We start from the raw sequence: 19927 nt of genomic DNA, 5'->3' as shown, positions 1-19927 counted from the left end.
ATCGCTCGAAGCAGCAGAACTCTTCGATCTTAGGAAACGTATCGTGCCTCACTCCTCCGTGGCCGCCGACGCGGGCATCGGCTACGGCTGCCGCGAGCTGACCCAGTACATCGAGTTCCGCGACGCCGCCGCGCTGTACGCGCGGGTCTTCCGCTACACCGAGAGCGAGTACGCGCTGAACACCAATCTGCTGACCGCGCTCACCCGCAACGGCGGCTCGGCCATCGGCGCCTTCGACGACGACGGCACGCTCATCGGCTTCGCCTACGGATTCGCCGGGTGCGAGACCGACGGGTCGGTGTTCCACTACTCGCAGGCCGCCGCCGTCGATCCGGAGCATCAGGGACGGGGCGTTGGGCAGGCGCTCAAGCTCGCGCAGCGCACCGTCGCCCTGGGCTGGGGGCAGCGCATCATGCGCTGGACGTTCGACCCCCTGCTGTCGCGCAATGCGCACTTCAACCTGAACGCTCTCGGAGCGGTCGGCATCGCGTTCGAGCCGGACTACTACGCCCGCCCCGACACCGACCGTCTCGTCGTGGCCTGGGATCTGTGCGCGGAGACGCCGGCGGTCCGGCGCGCAGTCCCCCCGCCTCCCGCGCTCGGACGCCGGGACTGGGGGCGCGCCGTCGCCGACGACGGCGGCCGCTGGATCGCCGTGCCCGCCCGGCCGGACGACCTCGCCGCGGACGACCGTGCGATCCTGCGACGCGATCTCGCACGCACCATGACCGACGCGTTCCAGCGCGGCGAGATCCTCGTCGCGGCGGTGCGCCTCGACGAGCAGACCGCGGTCTACCGCGCGACACCAGGGGAGGGCACGGCATGAGCGACCACGGCCAGGACCACGAGGATCGGGATCTCGTCTCGCCGCGCGACCGCTTCGGCGAGCGCATCCGCACCAACCAGTCGGCCGAGAGCATCCAGGCCCGCATCATCGAGACGGAGCAGCGCACGCTCGCGCAGACCTTCGAGGAGCTCAGTCGCTCGGCGCAGGTGCCGCAGGCGGCGGCGCTGCTGCTCGGCGCCCGGCGTCGCTACGTCGCGGGAGAGGGCAAGGCCGCGGCGTACGCGCAGCTGCTCACGGCCGACCTGTCGGCCACGCTGTCGAACGTCTTCCTCGTGGACGGGCATGCCCTGCAGCCGCTCACCGTGCTGACCGACGTGCGGGCATCGGACGTGCTCATCGCCTTCTCGCTGCGACGGTACCGTGAGGAGACCGTCCGCCTCGGCCGGCTCTTCCGGGAGGCCGGCGGTCAGCTCGTCGTCATCACCGACAGCGAGGACGCCCCGCTGGCGCCGCTCGCGACCTCGCTCATCCGGGTGCGCACCGGCTCGGCCTCGTACGCCGACTCGCCCACCCCGGTCGCCGCCGTGTGCCATCTGCTGAGTGCTCTGACCACGGCGAGTGCCAAGGGGGCGCGACGGCGACTGGCGGAGCGCGATCGCCTCGTCGCACGGCTCGGCCTCTATGGCCCGGAGCAGCCCCGGCCGCGGACCGAGGGGACGGAGGACGCGTGAAGATCGCCCGCATCCGTCTGTTCACGCTGCGCCAGGCGCTGCGCCACAGCTTCGAGACCAGCTCGCACCGCAAGTCCGGCATCGAGCACGTGCTCGTCGAGGTCACCGACGCCGACGGGCGCACGGGGTGGGGCGAGATCGCGTCGCCGAGCGATCCGTACTTCGGCGCGGAGACCACGGCCACCGCCTGGGAGATCGCGACCCGCTACCTGGTGCCCGCGCTGCTCGGTGCAGAGGGGGACGAGCCGTCCGACCTCGAGCGGACCTGGGCGCGGGTGCGCGGGCACGAGTTCGCCAAGGCCGGGTTCTCCGGAGCGGTGTGGGACCTGTACGCCCGCGCCAACGGCATCGCGCTCGCCACGGCCCTCGGCGGCACGCGCGACGAGGTGGTCGCCGGGGTGTCGCTCGGCATCGAGCCGTCCATCGACGAGCTGCTCGCGCAGGTGCAGCTGCAGCGCGACGCGGGGTACCCGCGGGTCAAGCTGAAGATCGCGCCGGGATGGGACGTCGAGCCCGTGCGGGCCGTGCGCGCCGCGCACCCGGACCTGGACCTCCACGTCGACGCGAACGGCGCCTACCCCGACGACGACGAGGCCGCCGCGGTGTTCGCGCGCCTCGACCGCGAGGGGCTCACGATGATCGAGCAGCCGTACGCGCCGCGCGAACTGGTGGCGCACGCGGAGCTGCAGGCGCGGCTCGACACCGACGTCTGCCTCGACGAGTCGGTCGTGGCGCTGGGCGACCTGCGGGCGATGATCCGGCTGCGTGCCGCGCGCATCCTCAACATCAAGGTGTCCCGCATGGGCGGGCTGCAGGTGGCGAAGAACGCGCACGACCTGGCCCTCGACGCCGGGATCCCGGTGTGGTGCGGCGGAATGCACGAGTTCGGGGTGGGCAGGGCCGCGAACGTGGCGCTCTCCGCGCTGCCCGGCTTCCTGCTGCCGTCGGACGTCTCCGGTTCGGACAAGTACTACGAGAGCGACATCATCGAGCCGCCGGTGGTGGCGGCGTCCGGACGGGTGCGGGTGCCCACTGCGCCCGGCATCGGTCACCGGGTCCGTGTCGCGCGCATCGAACACGAGGCGTCCCGCGTGTTCGACTCGGCAGCGGCGGGCGTGCGCGATGCCGCACTGAGCGCAGGCTGACACGAGGACGACGGCGAGGATCGGACGACCATGCGTGCACTGCTGCTGTACCGGCTCGACCTGACCGCAGGGGCGGACGGGGAGGAGCACATCCGTGCGGTGGATCCGCGGGAGCCGATCATCCGGGCGACCGATCTGGGCGTCACCCGCGGCGACGGCGTCTTCGAGACAGCCGTGGTCCGGCGCGGCGCGCCCCAGGCGCTAGAAGCCCACCTGGACCGGTTCGCGCGCTCCGCTGCGCTGCTCGAGCTGCCCGCCCCGCGACGGGAGCTGTGGCGGACGACGGTGCGCGCGGCCGCGGAGGCGGTGTCGCGGCCTGGGGTGCTGCGGGCGGGCGAACTCGCCTCGGTCAAGTTCGCAATGACCAGGGGCGACGAGATCGAACCGGCCGGACCGACCGGGTGGGTGCTGGGCTTCGCGGGCGCCGACCCGGAGCGGGTGCGGAGAGACGGGACGACGGCTGTGGTGCTCGACCGCGGCTACCGCCACGACGTGATGCAGACCGCACCCTGGCTGCTGCAGGGGGCCAAGTCCCTCGCCTATGCCGTGAACGAGGCGGCGCTGCGCGAGGCCAGGCGCCGCGGCGCGGACGACGTGATCTTCACCAGCGGCGACGGCTTCGTCCTGGAGGGACCGCGCTCCACCGTGATCGCCCTGCTCGACGGGACTCTGGTGACGCCACCGCCCGAGCTCGGTGTGCTCCCGGGCACGACGCAGGGCGACGTGTTCGCGGGACTCGCCGACCTGACCACGCTGACCGCGACCCTGTCGCGAGACGATCTGGAGCGCGCGGACGCCCTGTGGCTGTGCTCCAGCACGCGCGGCGCCGTGCCGGTGCGTGCTCTCGACGGCGCCGCCGTCCCGATCCACCACGAGCTCACCGCGCGCATGAACGCGGTGCTGGACGCACGAGAGGACTGAGATGGCTGAAGAGGAGCGCCCGCTCGACCGGGTGATCGACGGGCACAACGACCTGGCGTGGGCGAGCAGAACCCTGCTCGGCTACGGCGTCGACGCGCTCGCCGGATCGGTGCCGGCGACCCAGACCGATCTGCCGCGCCTGGCGGACGGCGGCGTGGCCGGTCAGTTCTGGTCGGTCTGGGTGGACCCGGTGCTTGAGGGCGCCGAGCAGGTGGTGGCGACGCTCGAGCAGATCGACTTCGTGCACCGGCTGGTCGAGGCCCACCCCGACCGTCTCGCGTTCGCGCGCACCGCGGCCGAGGCGCGCGCGGCCATGGCGGAGGGACGCATCGCCTCGTTGATCGGCGTGGAGGGCGGCGACCAGCTCGGCGGCTCGCTCGCGGTGCTGAGGCAGTACGCGCGGCTCGGCGCCCGCTACCTGACCCTGACCTGGTCGCGCACGATCGACTGGGCGGACTCCGCCACGGACGAGGCGCGCCACGACGGCCTGACCGCGTTCGGGCGCGAGGTCGTGCGCGAGCTCAACCGCATCGGCGTGCTGGTCGACCTCTCGCACGTCGCGCCGAGCACCATGCGGGACGCGCTCGCCGAGACCACCCGTCCGGTGATCGTCAGCCATTCCGGCGCGCTCGCGCTCTGCGACCACCCCAGGAACGTCCCGGACGACGTGCTCGCGGCGATCGGCGCGCAGGGCGGTGTGGTGATGGTCCCGTTCGTGCCGACGTTCCTGTCCCAGGCCCGGCGCGACTGGTGGGAGGCGGGCGCCGTCGGCGACCCCCCGACGGTCGGCGTGAGCGACGCCGCCGATCACCTCGACCACATCCGCCGGGTCGCCGGGCCGCAGGCCGTCGGCATCGGGGCCGACTACGACGGCAGCGACGTGATGCCGGACGGGCTCGGCGACGTGTCGACGTATCCCGCCCTGTTCGCGGAGCTGCGCCGCCGCGGCTGGACGGAGGACGACCTCGCCGCCGCCGCGCACGAGAACGTGCTGCGCGTCCTGGAGGCGTCCGACCCCGACCACGAGGCCTTCCTCGCCGGTCGCGCGGGCAGCCCCGCCGCCGCGGCGGTCGTGCCGGCCGTCGACACGGCGACGCGCGAGGGCGCCTCATGACCGCGCGCGTGCTCGTGATCGTCAACTCGGCCAGCTCCGGCCCCCGGCGCCTCGGCGCGTGGCTGGAGGAGCGCGGGATCGCGATTGATGCCGTGGTCGGGGCGGAGCAGGCTCTTCCCTTGACGCTCGACGGCTATGCCGGGCTTGTGCTCCTCGGAGGCGGACTGATGCCGGACGACGACGAGCGTGCGCCCTGGCTCGCGGCCGAGCGGGCGCTCGCGACCGAGGCCATCGCCAGGGATCTGCCGACGCTCGGCATCTGCCTGGGCGGCCAGCTGCTCGCTCATGTCGCCGGGGGAGAGGTGAAGGCGAAGACGGGCCCGATCGAACGCGGGGCCACCCCTATCCGTCCTACGGTGGAGGGCCGCGCGGACGCGGTGTTCTCCGCGCTGGGGGACGAGGCCCCGATGATCGAGAATCACCAGGACATGATCACCCGTCTCCCGCCCCAGGCCGTGCTCATGGCATCGAGCGCCGCGATCGAGAATCAGGCCTTCCGTCTGGGGACGAAGGTGCGCGGCGTGCAGTTCCACCCCGAGGCGTCAGCCGCGGACCTCGCCCGCTGGGACGACGCGGCCCTGCGCGGCGAGGGGCGTTCCCTGCCGGAGCTGATCGCCGCCGCGGAACGCGTCGACGACCACAACACCGCGGCGAGTCGGCGGCTCATCGACGCCTTCGCCGATGAGGTCCAGGAGGAGACGGCCGCATGAGTGCGCAGCTGCACGCCGCCCTCACCGACGACACCGCGGAAGCCGCGCTCGCGCTCGGGCTGGACGAGCGCGCGCGCCGGCTCGCCCTTGCAGCGCTCGCCGCCGTGTGCGAGCGCGGCGAGGTGCGGGCGTTCGCCGCACACGGCCACCCTCGCGCCGACGACGCCCCGACCACCCGCGACACGGTCTTCCGCATCGCCTCGATGTCGAAGAGCTTCCTCGCCGCGACGGTGCTCGCGCTGCGCGACCGCGGGCTCATCGACCTGCACGCCCCGATCACGGAGTACCTTCCCTCGGTCCGCCTGCACCACCGCGGACACGAGGCGACGGTGACCGGGGAGCAGCTGCTGTCCAACCGCTCGGGTCTCGGAGAGGACAACGCCTGGGTGGACAGGCATCTCGGGGTGAGCAGGGCGGAGATCGCGGCTCTGTGCGCGGCCGGCGTGCCGCTCGCCGCGGCCCCCGGAACGACCTACCAGTACTCCAACCTGGGGCAGTCGCTGCTCGGGCGCGTGGTGGAGGTCGTCACCGGGCGCCCGGTCGACGACGTGGTCAGGGAGACCCTGCTGGAGCCGTTGGGTCTCCGCCGCACCGCACATACGGCGGACGGCTATGCCGCGGACGCGCTCGCGGGCGGCTTCCGCACCTTCGACGAGGGGGGCAGCTTCACCCCGGAGCCGTTCGTGGGGTCGGGCGCCCTCGGCTGCATCGGCAGCATGTTCAGCACCGTGGACGACATCGCAGCCTGGATGTGGTTCCTGGGCTCGGCGTTCGGCGACGACCCCGTGGCCCCGGACGTGCTCGCTCCGGCCTCGCGGATCGAGCTGCAGCAGCCACGGACCCCGATCCCGGTGCCGTCCGGCATGTTCGACGGGCGGAACCTCGCGGGCGCCGGGTACGGCTACGGCCTCTTCGTCGAGGAGGATCAGCGGTTCGGGCGGGTCGTGCAGCACTCCGGCGGGCTCCCGGGATTCTCCTCGCACATGCGGTGGCACGCGGCGACGGGAGTCGGGGTGGTCGCGTTCGGGAACTCGGACGAGTTCGGCGCCCGGCGGGTGGCCGGCACGGCGCTGGGGGAGCTTCTGCGGCGCATCGAGGCCCCCTCGGCCGTCGTGCGGCCCTGGCGCGAGACCGTGACGGCTGCGCGCGCCATCGACGCGGCGATCCTCGCGGGCCGTCCGGCCACGGAGTACCCCTTCCTCGCCGGGCACGTCCTCGCCGATGTGCCTGCTCCGGTGCGCGACGCGCGCCTCGCCGCGCAGCTCGAGGAGGTCGGCGGGCTGGCGGCCACGCAGGCGCCTTTCGCCGAGCGGGTGGTCAGGGCGGCGGACGAGGCCGAGCTGCGCTGGCGCATCGCGGGCGCTCGGGCGGACCTGCGCGTCGAGGTGCGGCTCGTCGGGCTGCCGGAGCCGCGCGTGCAGGGCTTGGCCACGGCCGTGGTGCCGCGAGGGGAGACGCGGATCGAGGGCGAGCTGCCGGCGCCCGCGGACCGTCACCGCGTGGAGCTGCCTGCCGACTGAGACGGACGCGAGGCCGCGGCGCGACACAGATCGACCGAGTCCAAAAATCGGATCTAGGATGGAGTCATCCCGACCCGTTCGTTCTGAGGACCGTCATGCCCGCCACCCCCGTGCGTCGTCTCCTGCCCGCCGCTGCGCTCGCCGCCGCCACCGCCCTGGTGCTGAGCGCCTGCGCCGGACCGTCCTCCGACGGCGCGGCCGGCGACGAGCTCGTGTGGTCGATCGAGGGCGCCAACCTCGCCGCCGGTCACATGGATCCGCAGGTCAGCCAGCTCGACGTGTCCGGGATGGTGCAGCGGGCCGTGCTCGACTCGCTCGTCTTCCAGGAGCAGGACGGCAGCTTCACCCCGTGGCTCGCGACGGACTGGGAGGTGTCGGACGACAGCACGACCTACACCTTCACGCTCCGCGATGATGTGACCTTCACGGACGGCGAGCCGTTCGACGCGGCTGCGGTCAAGGCCAACCTCGACCGCATCGCCGACCCGGAGACCGCGTCCAAGCAGGCGGCGAGCATGATGGGCGCCGACTTCTACACGGGCACCGAGGTCGTGGACGAGCACACGGCACGCGTGACGTTCAGCCAGCCGTACGCTCCGTTCCTGCAGGCGGCCAGCACGCCGCAACTGGGCTTCTACTCACCGGCCGTGCTCGCCGAGTCGGCGGATCAGCTCGCGGCGGGAGGCCCTGGCATCACCGTCGGGACGGGTCCGTTCGAGCTCACGGAGTACACCGCCGACCAGGAGATCGTGTACACCCGCAACGACGACTACGCGTGGGGCCCGCACGGAGAGAAGGCGCCGTCGTTCCAGACGCTGCGCGTCGCGATCCAGCCGGAGGCGTCCGTGCGGACCGGCGTGGTGCGCAGCGGTGAGGCCGACCTCGCCAGCAACATCCCGCCGAGCCAGGTGTCGGAGCTGGGCGACGGCGTCACGGTCGACTCGGTCGAGTACCCCGGCCTGCCCTACTCGCTGTACCTGAACGAGAAGTACGGCGTGTTCGCCGACGAGAAGGTGCGTCAGGCCTTCGCCCGCGGCATCGACATCGACGCGGCGGTCGAGGAGATCTACTTCGGGCAGTTCCCGCGCGCGTGGAGCATCCTCGGTTCGACCACCCCCGGCTACGACGCCGCGCTGGAGGGCTCGTGGCCCGTCGACCAGGACGCCGCGAACGCCCTGCTCGACGAGGCGGGCTGGACCGAGCGCGACACCGACGGCATCCGCATGAAGGACGGCCAGCGTCTCTCCGTGCGTTGGATCGCCTGGACCCCGGTGCCCGACGACAGGGCCGCTCTCGCCAACGCCATCCAGTCGGACCTCAAGGCTATCGGGTTCGAGGTCGAGCGCGAGGTGCTGGAACCCGGCGCCTACAACGCGCAGTACGAGCCGAAGACCTTCGATCTCACCGACTGGGGCTTCTCCGGCGCCGATGCCGACTTCCTCCGCGCGCACCTGCACAGCGAGGGCTTCCAGAACGCCTCCCAGGTCACCGACCCCGAGGTCGACGCGCTGCTGGAGCAGGCCGTCGGATCGAGCGACCAGGAGACGAGGAACGCGCTGTACACGCAGCTGCAGGAGTGGAACGCGACCTACACGGCGATCGTCCCGCTCTACAGCCCCTCGGCGATCACGGCGGTCGGCGAGCGCGTCGCCGACCTGCAGTACGACATCTACGGTCGGCCGCTGTTCTACGATGTGACCCTCGGCTGAGTTCCCTCGGCCGTCGATCGAGGGGAGCAGGGCGGGGTGACGGATCCGTGAAGGCTGCGTTCGTCCGCATCGCGGGACTCGTCGCCTCCCTCGTCGTCGTGCTGTGGGGAGCTGCGACCGTCGCGTTCCTGGCGTTCCGGGTGATCCCCGGTGACCCGGTGTCGGTCATGCTCGGGCCCCAGGCGCAGGTGAGCGAGGCGGTCAAGGACGGCATCCGCGCCGACCTGGGGCTGGACCGTCCGCCGTTCGAGCAGTACCTGACGTTCCTGGGGCAGCTCGTGCGCGGCGATCTCGGCGAGTCCTACCAGCTGCGGCTCCCGGTGACGGAGGTGATCGGGCGGCAGCTCGGTGCCACCGTGCAACTGTCGGCACTGGCCCTGCTGATCGCGGTCGTGCTCGCGCTCGCGGTGACCGTGCTCGTGCGGGGCCGGACGGGTCGAGCCGTCGCGGCAGGGGTGGAGCTCGTGGTGCTGTCTTCGCCCGTGTTCTGGATCGGGCTCGTGCTGCTCAGCGTGTTCGCCTTCGGTCTCGGCTGGTTCCCGGTGTCCGGGGCGCGCAACCCCGCCACGCTCGTGCTGCCCTCCGTCACGCTGGCGCTCCCGGTCGCGGCACTGCTCAGCCAGGTGCTGAGGGATGCGCTGGTGCAGGCGGAGGGCATGCCGTTCGCGGAGACCGTGCGGGCCCGCGGCGCGAGCCCCTCCTGGTTCACGGTGCGGCACGGCCTCCGGCACGGAGCGTCGTCCGCGGTGACCCTCGCCGCGTACCTCACCGGGTCGGTCCTCGGCGGGGCGGTGCTCGTGGAGACCGTCTTCGCGCGGCCAGGACTGGGACGCGTGACCCTCGCCGCGATCAGCGACAGGGATCTGCCCGTCCTCACCGGGATCATCCTGCTGAGCGCCCTGGTGTTCGTGGTCGTGAACATCGTCGTCGAGCTCGTGCATCCGCTGCTCGACCCCCGCGTGCGCACGTCGAGCTCACGAGGAGCGCGATGACGGGGGCGCAGCGCATCGGGCTCGGGGTCGCCGTCGCGGTCCTGGCGGTCGTGGGCGTCGCCGCGCTCTGGCCCGGTCTGCTCGCGACACACGACCCGCTGCAGACGGACGTGCGCGCGGCGCTGCTGCCGCCGAGCGGCGCGCACCTGTTCGGCACCGATCAGAGCGGTCGCGACGTGTACTCCCGGGTCGTGTTCGGCGCAGGGCGCTCGGTCGGGATCGGTCTGCTGGCGACCGCGATCGCCCTCGCCGCCGGACTTCTGATCGGCGCGCTGGCCGGCACCGCGCCCCGCGGGGTCGACCTCGCGCTCATGCGGGTCAACGACGTGCTCATGGCGTTTCCCGAGTTCCTGGTCGCCCTGGTCGTGGTCGCGGTGCTGGGGCCGGGTCCCGTGAACATCGCGATCGCCGTCACACTCGCGGCCGCACCCGTCTACGTCCGGCTCGCGCGCGTGCAGACCCGCACGCTGCGGGTGGCCGAGCACGTCGAGGCCGCACGGATCCTGGGCGTTCCGCCGCTGCGCGCGTTCCGACGGCACGTCGCCCCCGGTGTGCTCGGTGCCCTCAGCGTGCTGGCCACCATCGGCATCGGCTCCAGCATCCTCGCCGCGGCCGGCCTCAGCTTCCTCGGTCTCGGGCCGTCTGAGCCGACTCCGGAGTGGGGCCTCATGCTCGCGGGCGGGCGCAACGTGCTCGGACAGGCGTGGTGGGTCTCGGTGTTCCCCGGGCTCGCGATCACCCTCACGGTGGTGTGCGCGACCGTGATCGGGCGGATCCTGCGGGCGCGGGCCGACGGGAGGGACGCATGACCGCGGCGCTCGAGCTGCGCGGGCTGCGCATCCGCTTCGGCGGAAGGACGGTTGTGGATGACGTGTCGTTCATGGTCGACGGCGGGGAGGTCGTCGCGATCGTGGGGGAGTCCGGCGCGGGCAAGTCGCTCACGGCGAGGGCCCTGCTCGGCCTCGCTCCGGGCGGCGCCGCCGTGACGGTGGAGCGACTCGCGGTGGACGGTGCGGATGCCACGACGTCGGGTGAGCACGGGTGGCGTCGGCTCCGCGGAGCGCGCATCGGCCTGGTCGCGCAGGATGCCCTCGTGTCGCTCGATCCGCTGCGGCGCATCGGCGCGGAGGTCGCGGAGCCCCTGCGGCTGCACCGGCTGGTGCGCGGACGGACGGCGGTGACACAGCGGGTGCAGGAGCTGCTGCGGCGCGTGTGGATGCCGGAGGCCGAACGTCGCGCCCGCCAGTACCCGCACGAGCTCTCCGGGGGACAGCGGCAGCGCGCGCTGATCGCCTCCGCACTCGCGGGCGCCCCCGCCGTGCTCATCGCGGACGAGCCGACGACGGCCCTCGATGCGACCGTCCAGGCCCGCATCCTCGCACTGCTGCGGCGGATCGCCGACGACGGGACGGCGGTGGTGTTCATCAGCCATGACTTCGCGGCCGTGCGTCGCCTCGCCGACCGGGTGCTCGTGATGAAGGACGGCGTGATCGTGGAATCGGGCGCCGTGGCGGACGTGCTGGAGGATCCGCAGCACGAGCACACGCGGCTGCTGATCGCCGCGACCGCCCATGCACCGCGTCCGCCCCGCACGGACGACCCCCGTCCTGTGCTGGTCGCGACCGGGGTGTCGAAGTCGTTCGGCTCCACCGCGGCCGTGGTCGACGCGACGTTCACGGTCCGGGAGGGGTGCACGCTCGGCGTCGTCGGGGAGTCGGGCTCCGGCAAGACCACGCTCGCCCGCATGCTCGTCGGCGTCGAGACGGCGGATGTCGGCACCCTGGAGTGGACGGGCGCCCCTGGGGTGCAGCTCGTGCACCAGAATCCGCTCGGGGCGTTCGATCCGCGGTGGACGGTGGGACGCTCGCTGCGCGAGGCGCTGGAGGCCGGAGGGGTGCCGCGTGCCGCTCGCCGGAGCCGGGTGACCCAGCTGCTCGCCGAGGTCGGTCTCGCGCCCGAACTCGCCGAGCGCCGGCCCGCTGCCCTTTCCGGGGGACAGCGGCAGCGCGCCGCGATCGCCCGTGCGCTCGCCGCCGACCCGCAGGTGCTCGTGCTCGACGAGCCGGTATCGGCGCTCGACCCCTCGGTGCGGGAGAAGGTGCTCCGGCTGCTCGCCCGGCTGCAGCGGGAGCGGGGCCTGACGATGGTGCTCATCTCGCACGACCTCGACGTGATGGGGGCGGTTGCGGACGAGGTGATCGTGATGCAGCAGGGGCGGATCGTGGAGCGGGGCGCGGTGGCTCGCGTGTTCGCCGCACCGCAGCACGCGTTCACACGAGAGCTGCTGGACGCGAGCGGTCCCGTCAGTCGGTGACGAGGATCCCGAGTCCCGCCGCCATCACCGCGGCGAGCTGCTGCACCTGGAGGGAGGACAGCGTCGCCCCGCGGAGGCTCTGCACGTCGAGGTAGGACAGCGCGTCGAGACCGCGCAGATCGAGGTCCTTGGCGCGCAGCCCCCGCGGATCGAGCTCGTCGCTGCGGGTCTCCTGGAACCGGACCCTCGTGAGTTCGGCCCGCGGCAGGTCGAGCGTGCGGATCGTGCAGCGGACGACATCGACATCCTCGGCGCGGGCGGCTCCGAGGTTCAGGTAGTCGATGCGCACGTCCCGCAGCTCGAGCTCCGCCACTCGTGCCTCGCTGAGGTCGAGGGTACCGATGCGGCCACCGGTGATCCGGAGGCGGCGGATGCTGGACGTGCGCAGGCGGAGCGACGCGATACGCGGGTCGGGCAGCTCCACGTCCAGGAGCGTGGCCCCGGTGAGGTCGACGCTCTCCGCATCCGCACGCAGCACGCACTGCTCGACCGTGGCATGGGCGAGGTCTGCGGTGCCGGCGAGTTCCAGTGACGCGGCGAGCAGGTCGGCGCCGCGCGTGGGCTCGTGCGGCTCCAGCACGGGAGGCAGGTCGGGGGCGGAGACACGGGGCGGGACGGGGGACGTGCGCGGCATCCTCCGAGGCTATGTCCTCCCTCCGACACCCTGTGTCTGTGTCTGTGTCTGTGTCTGTGTCTGTGTCTGTGTCTCGTTCGCGTCGCAGTTTCGCCTCCGCGACGCACACGCTGCTCTCATTCCTGCGACCCGAGTGCGAATGCGCGTCCTCGGGCGCCTGCCGCCTCGAGCCTCTGGCATCGCCACCGGGACCCACCAGGACCCCCGGAAGGGTGCTGTGCGCCGCAGATTCGAGTACCGGCGCAGGTCTGTGGGCGAAACTCTGCGACGCGGACGCGAATCTGCGGGGCACGTGGGGAGTGGGGCCCGCGGGAGCTGGCATGGGCAGGGAGGCGACTGCGAAGCGGGAGGGGAGGTGGCGTGGGCGTGTGGGATGTCGCTGATCCGCACGGGTGCGCAGGTCGGCGGGAGGAATCCTGCGACGGGGATGCGGATATGCGAAGCCGTGCGACCGGCGGAAGCCGCGGGAGGACGTGGGTAGGGGAAGAAGGGAGGAGCAGGGGAAGGAGGGGGGAAGTAGGGGGAGAGGCGGGGGCGAGGCTGCACGATGCGGAAGAGGAGCGAGTTGTGCACAGCGAGCGGGGAAAGGCTCGGGCGGGGCCAAAGCGGGATGCGGCAGGCGCGCAGCATGAGGGCATGGACGAGATGAGGCGGGCGCGGCTGCTGCAGGCGATGCGCGAAGTCGACGGGGTCGCACGGGTGGCACGGCTCGGGGAACGATGCGTGAGTCGGTATGACATCGAGACCGCGGTCGCTGAACGGATGATCTCTCGCGTGCGAGTCGGGTGGGTGGCGCTGCCGGACGCCGACCCGCTGCGGCTCCTCGCTGCCCGGCACGGAGCGGTCCTGACGTGTGTCACTCAGGCGCGGCGCCTGGGGATCTGGGTGCACGATCAGAATCCGCGACTGCACCTCGCCGCCACCCCGGGCAGCCGCGGCGGCAAACCGCGCGAGGCGTGCGTGCACTGGGCGAAGCCCCTCGTCCCCCGTCACCCCGATGCTCTGGAGGACCCCATCGAGAACGTGCTGAGCCTCGTCGCGACGTGCGAGCCGTACGAACAGGCCCTCGCGACCTGGGAGTCGGCGTTGAACAAGGGACTGGTCGACCGCGAAAGGCTGACGAGCCTGCGATGGGGCCCCGCCGGCCGACGGCTGCTGGGCGAGGCGATCCCGTTCGCGGATGCGGGGCTGGAGACGTACCTCCGGCTCCGGCTGCGCTGGCTGCGCCTTCCGCTGTACTCCCAGACGTGGATCGCGGGTCATCGCGTGGATGCGCTGATCGGCGAGCGGCTGGTGCTGCAGATCGACGGCGGCACGCACGTCGGCGCTCAGCGCGATGCGGACAACCGTCACGACGCGGAACTGAAACTCCGCGGCTATCACGTCATCCGCATCGGCTACCACCAGATGATGCGGGAGTGGCCCGTCGTCCAGGATCTGATCATGCGTGCCATCGCGCAGGGACTCGCTCATGCACGGACGGCGTGATGTCGCAGATTCTGTCCGAGGACGCAGGGCATGCCCGTTCCGGTGCGACGTCGGACGGAATCTGCGACCGGCCACCGGCCGGCGGGCGCGCAGCCCATGGCATGCGTACACTGGGAGGACGAGCATCGATCCGGCCATCACCGGGGAGCTCTCGGAAGAACGGTCGCGACCCACGGTCACGGCCCAGTAGAACCGAGCGGGGCAGGCCCGTCACAGCCGCAGTGAGAGTGGTCGCGTCGCGAGACGCGGCACGCGAGGTGGTACCGCGGTCCGCGAGGGTCGTCCTCGCAGCAGCATCCGCCACGACGACCACTGCGAGACACCATGACCTACCCGCGCTCCTCCTTCGGCCCCGCCGCCGACCAGGCCGCCACTGTGGCGCCGAGCCCCCGCTTCCCGCAGATCGAGCAGGAGGTGCTCGACTTCTGGAAGACCGACGACACCTTCCGCGCCTCGATCGCGCAGCGCGAGGGCGCGCCGGAGTGGGTGTTCTACGACGGCCCGCCGTTCGCGAACGGCCTGCCCCACTACGGGCACCTGCTCACGGGCTACGCGAAGGACGTGTTCCCGCGCTTCCAGACCATGATCGGGCACAAGGTCGACCGTGTGTTCGGGTGGGACACGCACGGCCTTCCCGCTGAGCTCGAGGCGATGAAGCAGCTCGGGATCACCGAGAAGAGCGAGATCGAGGACATGGGGATCGACGTCTTCAACGAGAAGGCGCGCTCCTCGGTGCTGAAGTACACGCACGAGTGGCAGGACTACGTCACCCGTCAGGCCCGCTGGGTCGACTTCGAGCGCGGCTACAAGACGCTCGACCTCGGGTACATGGAGAGCGTGCTCTGGGCCTTCAAGACCCTGTACGACAAGGGCCTCGCGTACGAGGGCTACCGCGTCCTCCCGTACTGCTGGCGCGATGAGACGCCGCTGTCCGCGCACGAGCTGCGCATGGACGACGACGTGTACCAGATGCGGCAGGACCCGTCCGTCACCGTCACCTTCCCGCTCACCGGGGCCAAGGCCGAGGCACTCGGCCTCACCGGCGTGCGGGCCCTCGCCTGGACCACCACGCCGTGGACCCTGCCGACGAACCTGGCGCTCGCCGTGGGCCCCGACATCGAGTACGTCGTGCTTCCCGCGGGCCCCGCGGGCGCCGCCGACGTGCACCAGGGCCGTGGTGCACCCTCCGCCGACCTCGTCGCGGTGGAGTCCTCGGCGCATCGGTATCTGCTCGCGAAGGACCTGCTGGGCGGCTACGCCAAGGACCTCGGGTACGAGAGCCCGGAGGAGGCGCTCGCCGCGGTCGACGCGACACTGCGCGGCGCTGAGCTCGCCGACGTCACCTACGACCGACTGTTCGACTACTACGCCGACGAGGAGACCTACGGCACGCAGCAGGCCTGGCGCATCCTGGTCGACGACTACGTCACCACGACGGACGGCACCGGCATCGTGCACCAGGCTCCGGCCTACGGCGAGGACGACCAGCGCGTCGCCGGCGCCGCGGGCATCCCGACGATCCTGTCGCTCGACGACGGCGGACGCTTCCTGCCGAACGTGACCGACGTCGCGGGCGAGCTCTGGATGGATGCGAACAGCCCGCTCGTGCGGATCATCCGCGACAACGGGCGACTCGTGCGGCTGCAGAGCTACGAGCACTCCTACCCGCACTGCTGGCGCTGCCGGAACCCGCTGATCTACAAGGCGGTGTCGAGCTGGTTCATCCGCGTCACCGACATCAAGGACGACCTGCTCGCCAACAACGAGCCCATCACGTGGGTGCCCGAGAACGTGAAGCACGGGCAGTTCGGCAAGTGGCTGGAGGGTGCACGCGACTGGTCCATCAGCCGCAACCGCTACTGGGGCTCGCCGATCCCGATCTGGAAGAGCGACGACCCGGAGTACCCGCGCGTGGACGCGTACGGCTCTCTGGAGGAGCTGGAGCGCGACTTCGGCACGCTGCCGCGCAACCCGGAGGGCGAGGTCGACCTGCACCGGCCGTACATCGACGACCTCACGCGGCCGAACCCGGACGACCCCACCGGCAAGAGCACCATGCGCCGCATCGAGGACGTGTTCGACGTGTGGTTCGACTCCGGCTCCATGCCGTACGCGCAGGTGCACTACCCGTTCGAGAACCAGGAGTGGTTCGACTCGCACTCCCCGGCGGACTTCATCGTGGAGTACATCGGCCAGACCCGCGGCTGGTTCTACGTCATGCACGTGCTGTCGACCGCGCTGTTCAACCGCCCGGCGTTCACGGGCGTCAGCTGCCACGGCATCGTGCTGGGCAGCGACGGCTACAAGATGTCGAAGTCGCTGCGCAACTACCCGGACGTGTCCGAGGTGCTCGACCGGGACGGCTCTGACGCGATGCGCTGGTTCCTCATGTCGAGTGCGGTGCTCCGCGGCGGGAACCTCATCGTCACGGAGGAGGGCATCCGCGCCGGCGTCCGCGAGTTCCTGCTGCCGCTGTGGAACTCGTGGTACTTCTTCGCGACGTACGCCAACGCCTCGGGCGACGGCGGGTACGAGGCCTCGTGGCGCACCGATTCCACCGACGTGCTGGACCGCTACATCCTGGCGCGCCTGGGCGACCTGGTGCGCGAGGTGCGCGCCGACCTGGAGGGACTCGACTCGACCACGGCCTCCGCGCGACTGCGCGACTTCGCCGAGGTGCTGACCAACTGGTACATCCGCCGTTCGCGCGACCGGTTCTGGGTGGGCGTGACCGACGACCCGAAGAGCCGCGAGGCGTTCGATACCCTCTACACCGTTCTCGAAACCCTGTGCCGGGTGGCGGCGCCGCTCGTGCCGCTGATCAGCGAGCGCGTGTGGCAGGGCCTGACCGGCGGTCGCAGCGTGCACCTGCAGGACTGGCCGGACGCCGCGCAGTACCCGGCGGCGGACGACATCCGCGATGCGATGGACGCTGTGCGGGAGCTGTCGAGCGTCGGCAACGCGCTGCGCAAGAAGGAGAAGCTGCGCGTGCGGCTCCCGCTCGCTCGACTCACCGTGGTCTCGCCCCTGGCGGGCAGTCTCGACCAGTTCGAGGACATCCTGCGCGAGGAGCTGAACGTGAAGACGGTCGAGCTCGTGACTCTCACCGACGACGCGGCGGCGGAGTACGGCATCAGCCACCGGTTGAGCGTCAACGCCCGAGCGGCAGGACCGCGCTTGGGCAAGGACGTGCAGAAGGCGATCCAGGCGGCTCGTTCCGGCGACTGGTCGGAGGCCGACGGCGTGGTGACCGCGGGCGGCATCGCCCTGGAGCCCGCCGAGTACGAGCTCGTGCTGGAGACCTCGGGGCGACCGGAGGGCGAGGCGCTGGCGATCGTGCCGTCCGGCGGATTCGTGCTGCTGGACACCGACACCACGCTGGAGCTGGAGGCGGAGGGCATCGCCCGCGACGCCATCCGTGTCGTGCAGGAGGCGCGCAAGAATGCGGGGCTGGAGGTCAGCGATCGGATCGTGCTGGCGCTGAACGCCGCCCCCGACGAGGCGGCGGCCCTGGAGGCGCACGCGGCCCTGATCGCTGCGGAGACCCTCGCGGTGGCGTTCGCCGTGCAGCCGACGGAGGACCTCGACCGGCTCGTCGACGAGGTCACGAGCCCTGGCGACGGCGTGCACCGCAGCGGTGCGCGGGCGCTCGGTGCCGGGAAGGCGCCATTGCTCGTCACGATCGACACGAACCTGGAGAAGGTGGGCGCATGAGCGCGAGGGACCGGGCGGACTCCGTCTACGAGACGCTGCTGAGCCGAGCAGGGGAGCGGTGGGTGCAGCCGCGCAAGGAGCGCACGGCACGCATCCTCGCCTACCTGGACGACCCGCAGCGCACGTACCGCGTGGTCCATATCACGGGCACCAACGGCAAGACGTCGACGGCGCGGATGATCGAGAGCCTGCTGCGGGCGCACGACCTGCGCACCGGACTGTTCACGAGCCCGCACCTGGAGCGCTTCACGGAGCGCATCATGATCGACGGCGAGCCGATCGCCGACGAGGCCGTGGCCGATGCGTGGGACGAGATCGAGCCGTTCGTCGAGATCGTGGATGCGGAGCTGCAGGCCGCGGGCGAGGAGCCGCTGACGTTCTTCGAGCTGCTGACGGTGCTGGCGTTCGTGGCGGTGGCGGATGCCCCGGTCGACGTGCTGGTGCTCGAGGTCGGCATGGGGGGCGAGTGGGACTCCACGAACACGGCCGATGGCGACGTGGCCGTGTTCGCCCCGATCGACATCGACCATGCGGACCGCCTCGGCGACACGATCGCGGAGATCGCGCAGGTCAAGGCCGGCATCATCAAGGATGGCGCCGCTGTGGTGTCCGCGCAGCAGCCGGCGGAGGCCGCTGAGGTGCTGCGCCGTGTCGCCGCGGAGCGCGGGGCGACGATCGCGTTCGAGGGCGAGGACTTCGGTCTCGCGGAGCAGAAGCTCGCGGTCGGCGGGCAGCTGCTCACCATCCGCGGCCTCGCGGGGCAGTACGAGGAGGAGTACCTGCCGCTGTACGGCGCCCATCAGGGGCACAATGCGGCTCTCGCGGTCGCCGCGGTGGAATCGCTGATCGGCGGCGCCTCGCAGGCCATCGCGGGCGGCATCATCTCGGACGGACTGCAGGCCAGCACGTCGCCCGGGCGGCTGCAGCTGCTCGGCATCGCCCCCACGGTGATCGTCGACGCCGCGCACAATCCGCACGGCGCGGCGGCGCTCGCTCAGGCCCTCGACGACAGCTTCGACTTCGACGAGTGGGGCCTCGTGCTGGGCGTGCTCGCCGACAAGGACGCGGCCGGGATCGTGCAGCGGCTCGCGCCCGTCGCGGCGCACGTGTTCGCGACCGCCCCGGAGTCCGATCGCGCGAACGACGCGGACGCCATCGCCGACCTCGTGGAACAGGCGGGGCAGCGCGCCACCGTGCATCCGTCGCTGGCGGACGCCGCCGACGCCGCGCGCGAGTGGGCGGCGTCGTCCGAGCGTCGAGCCGTGGTGATCGCGGGCTCCGTGGTGCTCGCCGGCGAGGCGATCGCGCTCTCCGAGGAGGAGGACTGGAAGTCGGGGTGGCGCGCATGAGCACCGCCGCCGCCGCACCGCGTCCGCCGCGTCGCCCGCGCACCCTCGTGCAGAAGCTCGCCCCGATCGTGCTCGGCTTCGAGGCGCTCGTGGTGTTCCTGGTCGGCCTGACCATGTTCGGCCTCAAGGCCCTCCCCGCCGGCATCGAGCCCTGGTGGGCGATCGTGGGCGGTGCGGTGCTCGCCGTGGCCTGCATCGTGATCGCCGGGATGATCACGCGGCCCTGGGCGATCGCCGCCGGGTGGATCGTGCAGGTCGTCGTGGCGCTGGCGGCGATCGCGGTTCCGGCCGTGCTGCTGGTCGTGCTGATTTTCGGCGGCATGTGGGCGTATGCGACCATCATGGGGGCGCGGCTGGATGCACGACGTCCCTCCGACGCGTCGACCGCGCAGAACGCAGACACAGAGAGTGAATGACATGGCCACCGAAGAAACCCTCGTCCTCGTCAAGCCCGACGGCGTCGCCCGCGGCCTCACCGGCGCGATCCTCGCGCGCATCGAGGCGAAGGGCTACGCGCTCGTCGACATCCGCCTGGTCGAGCCCGACCGCGATCTGCTCGCCGCGCACTACGCCGAGCACGAGGGCAAGCCCTTCTACGAGCCGCTGCTCGAGTTCATGATGTCGGGGCCGTCGGTCGCGATCCGCCTTGCGGGCAACCGCGTGATCGAGGGCTTCCGCTCCCTCGCCGGGACCACCGATCCCACGACCGCTGCTCCTGGCACGATCCGCGGCGACTTCGGTCGCGACTGGGGCCTCAAGGTGCAGCAGAACCTCGTGCACGGTTCGGACAGCCCCGAGT

General features: G+C 71.9%; 17 protein-coding genes. 16 read left to right on the top strand and 1 reads right to left on the bottom strand.

The features are described 5' to 3' along the window. Positions 1 to 43: 43 nt before the first annotated feature. From M3C17_RS11020 to M3C17_RS10970, 11 genes are all read left to right on the top strand, one after another. A complete protein-coding gene (locus M3C17_RS11020) occupies positions 44 to 826 on the top strand; it encodes a GNAT family N-acetyltransferase (RefSeq protein WP_259977771.1) in 783 nt (260 codons plus the stop codon). Then, positions 823 to 1518 carry a MurR/RpiR family transcriptional regulator gene (locus M3C17_RS11015; RefSeq protein WP_259977770.1) on the top strand — a complete coding sequence of 232 codons (696 nt, stop codon included), beginning with the start codon at positions 823 to 825 and terminating at the stop codon, positions 1516 to 1518. The genes M3C17_RS11020 and M3C17_RS11015 overlap by 4 nt, the downstream gene beginning before the upstream one ends. Further along, positions 1515 to 2663: an o-succinylbenzoate synthase gene (gene menC, locus M3C17_RS11010; RefSeq protein WP_259977769.1), complete on the top strand. Its 1149-nt coding sequence runs from the start codon at positions 1515 to 1517 to the stop codon at positions 2661 to 2663. The genes M3C17_RS11015 and menC overlap by 4 nt, the downstream gene beginning before the upstream one ends. A 30-nt stretch (positions 2664 to 2693) precedes the next feature. Next, positions 2694 to 3584 carry an aminotransferase class IV gene (locus tag M3C17_RS11005; protein WP_259977768.1) on the top strand — a complete coding sequence of 297 codons (891 nt, stop codon included), beginning with the start codon at positions 2694 to 2696 and terminating at the stop codon, positions 3582 to 3584. A gap of 1 nt (position 3585) precedes the next feature. Next, complete coding sequence (locus tag M3C17_RS11000) at positions 3586 to 4698, top strand: dipeptidase (RefSeq protein ID WP_259977767.1); 1113 nt, start codon at positions 3586 to 3588, stop codon at positions 4696 to 4698. Next, a complete protein-coding gene (locus tag M3C17_RS10995; RefSeq protein WP_259977766.1) occupies positions 4695 to 5408 on the top strand; it encodes a type 1 glutamine amidotransferase in 714 nt (237 codons plus the stop codon). The genes M3C17_RS11000 and M3C17_RS10995 overlap by 4 nt, the downstream gene beginning before the upstream one ends. Beyond that, positions 5405 to 6928, top strand: a complete 1524-nt coding sequence (locus M3C17_RS10990; RefSeq protein ID WP_259977765.1) for a serine hydrolase — start codon at positions 5405 to 5407, stop codon at positions 6926 to 6928. Before M3C17_RS10995 ends, M3C17_RS10990 begins: the two co-directional genes overlap by 4 nt. Before the next feature lie 95 nt (positions 6929 to 7023). Next, positions 7024 to 8637: an ABC transporter substrate-binding protein gene (locus M3C17_RS10985; protein WP_259977764.1), complete on the top strand. Its 1614-nt coding sequence runs from the start codon at positions 7024 to 7026 to the stop codon at positions 8635 to 8637. 47 nt (positions 8638 to 8684) lie between these two features. Beyond that, positions 8685 to 9629, top strand: coding sequence for an ABC transporter permease (locus M3C17_RS10980; RefSeq protein WP_259977763.1), 945 nt, complete (start codon positions 8685 to 8687; stop codon positions 9627 to 9629). Then, positions 9626 to 10438, top strand: coding sequence for an ABC transporter permease (locus M3C17_RS10975; protein WP_259977762.1), 813 nt, complete (start codon positions 9626 to 9628; stop codon positions 10436 to 10438). Before M3C17_RS10980 ends, M3C17_RS10975 begins: the two co-directional genes overlap by 4 nt. Then, positions 10435 to 11943, top strand: a complete 1509-nt coding sequence (locus tag M3C17_RS10970; protein ID WP_259977761.1) for an ABC transporter ATP-binding protein — start codon at positions 10435 to 10437, stop codon at positions 11941 to 11943. The genes M3C17_RS10975 and M3C17_RS10970 overlap by 4 nt, the downstream gene beginning before the upstream one ends. Here M3C17_RS10970 and M3C17_RS10965 read toward each other — a convergent pair. Further along, positions 11933 to 12577, bottom strand: coding sequence for a pentapeptide repeat-containing protein (locus M3C17_RS10965; RefSeq protein WP_259977760.1), 645 nt, complete (start codon positions 12575 to 12577; stop codon positions 11933 to 11935). The genes M3C17_RS10970 and M3C17_RS10965 overlap by 11 nt on opposite strands. Positions 12578 to 13213: 636 nt before the next feature. On the opposite strand from M3C17_RS10965, the gene M3C17_RS10960 reads away from it, so the two are divergent. From M3C17_RS10960 to M3C17_RS10940, 5 genes are all read left to right on the top strand, one after another. Then, complete coding sequence (locus M3C17_RS10960; protein ID WP_259977759.1) at positions 13214 to 14065, top strand: endonuclease domain-containing protein; 852 nt, start codon at positions 13214 to 13216, stop codon at positions 14063 to 14065. A 324-nt stretch (positions 14066 to 14389) separates the two neighbouring features. Beyond that, the gene (gene ileS / locus M3C17_RS10955) at positions 14390 to 17779 is read left to right on the top strand and encodes an isoleucine--tRNA ligase (protein WP_259977758.1); all 3390 of its coding nucleotides are present in this window, start codon (positions 14390 to 14392) and stop codon (positions 17777 to 17779) included. Further along, complete coding sequence (locus M3C17_RS10950) at positions 17776 to 19128, top strand: folylpolyglutamate synthase/dihydrofolate synthase family protein (RefSeq protein ID WP_259977757.1); 1353 nt, start codon at positions 17776 to 17778, stop codon at positions 19126 to 19128. The genes ileS and M3C17_RS10950 overlap by 4 nt, the downstream gene beginning before the upstream one ends. Beyond that, a complete protein-coding gene (locus M3C17_RS10945) occupies positions 19125 to 19544 on the top strand; it encodes a DUF4233 domain-containing protein (RefSeq protein WP_259977755.1) in 420 nt (139 codons plus the stop codon). Before M3C17_RS10950 ends, M3C17_RS10945 begins: the two co-directional genes overlap by 4 nt. A 1-nt stretch (position 19545) precedes the next feature. Continuing rightward, positions 19546 to 19927, top strand: a 382-nt coding sequence (locus M3C17_RS10940) for a nucleoside-diphosphate kinase (RefSeq protein ID WP_259977754.1), incomplete at its 3' end; no start/stop codon positions are given.

Source organism: Microbacterium sp. p3-SID336, assembly GCF_025143365.1.
Taxonomy (GTDB): domain Bacteria; phylum Actinomycetota; class Actinomycetes; order Actinomycetales; family Microbacteriaceae; genus Microbacterium.
This window is presented reverse-complemented; position numbering and strand designations above follow the sequence as displayed.

Coding starts and splice junctions, on each gene's coding strand:
- M3C17_RS10975 (WP_259977762.1), top strand. CDS start 9,626: ATGACGGGGGCGCAGCGCATCGGGCTCGGGGTCGCCGTCGCGGTCCTG.
- ileS (WP_259977758.1), top strand. CDS start 14,390: ATGACCTACCCGCGCTCCTCCTTCGGCCCCGCCGCCGACCAGGCCGCC.
- M3C17_RS11000 (WP_259977767.1), top strand. CDS start 3,586: ATGGCTGAAGAGGAGCGCCCGCTCGACCGGGTGATCGACGGGCACAAC.
- M3C17_RS10945 (WP_259977755.1), top strand. CDS start 19,125: ATGAGCACCGCCGCCGCCGCACCGCGTCCGCCGCGTCGCCCGCGCACC.
- M3C17_RS10965 (WP_259977760.1), bottom strand. CDS start 12,577: ATGCCGCGCACGTCCCCCGTCCCGCCCCGTGTCTCCGCCCCCGACCTG.
- M3C17_RS10985 (WP_259977764.1), top strand. CDS start 7,024: ATGCCCGCCACCCCCGTGCGTCGTCTCCTGCCCGCCGCTGCGCTCGCC.
- M3C17_RS10995 (WP_259977766.1), top strand. CDS start 4,695: ATGACCGCGCGCGTGCTCGTGATCGTCAACTCGGCCAGCTCCGGCCCC.
- M3C17_RS10950 (WP_259977757.1), top strand. CDS start 17,776: ATGAGCGCGAGGGACCGGGCGGACTCCGTCTACGAGACGCTGCTGAGC.
- M3C17_RS10990 (WP_259977765.1), top strand. CDS start 5,405: ATGAGTGCGCAGCTGCACGCCGCCCTCACCGACGACACCGCGGAAGCC.
- M3C17_RS10970 (WP_259977761.1), top strand. CDS start 10,435: ATGACCGCGGCGCTCGAGCTGCGCGGGCTGCGCATCCGCTTCGGCGGA.
- M3C17_RS10960 (WP_259977759.1), top strand. CDS start 13,214: ATGGACGAGATGAGGCGGGCGCGGCTGCTGCAGGCGATGCGCGAAGTC.
- M3C17_RS11005 (WP_259977768.1), top strand. CDS start 2,694: ATGCGTGCACTGCTGCTGTACCGGCTCGACCTGACCGCAGGGGCGGAC.
- M3C17_RS11015 (WP_259977770.1), top strand. CDS start 823: ATGAGCGACCACGGCCAGGACCACGAGGATCGGGATCTCGTCTCGCCG.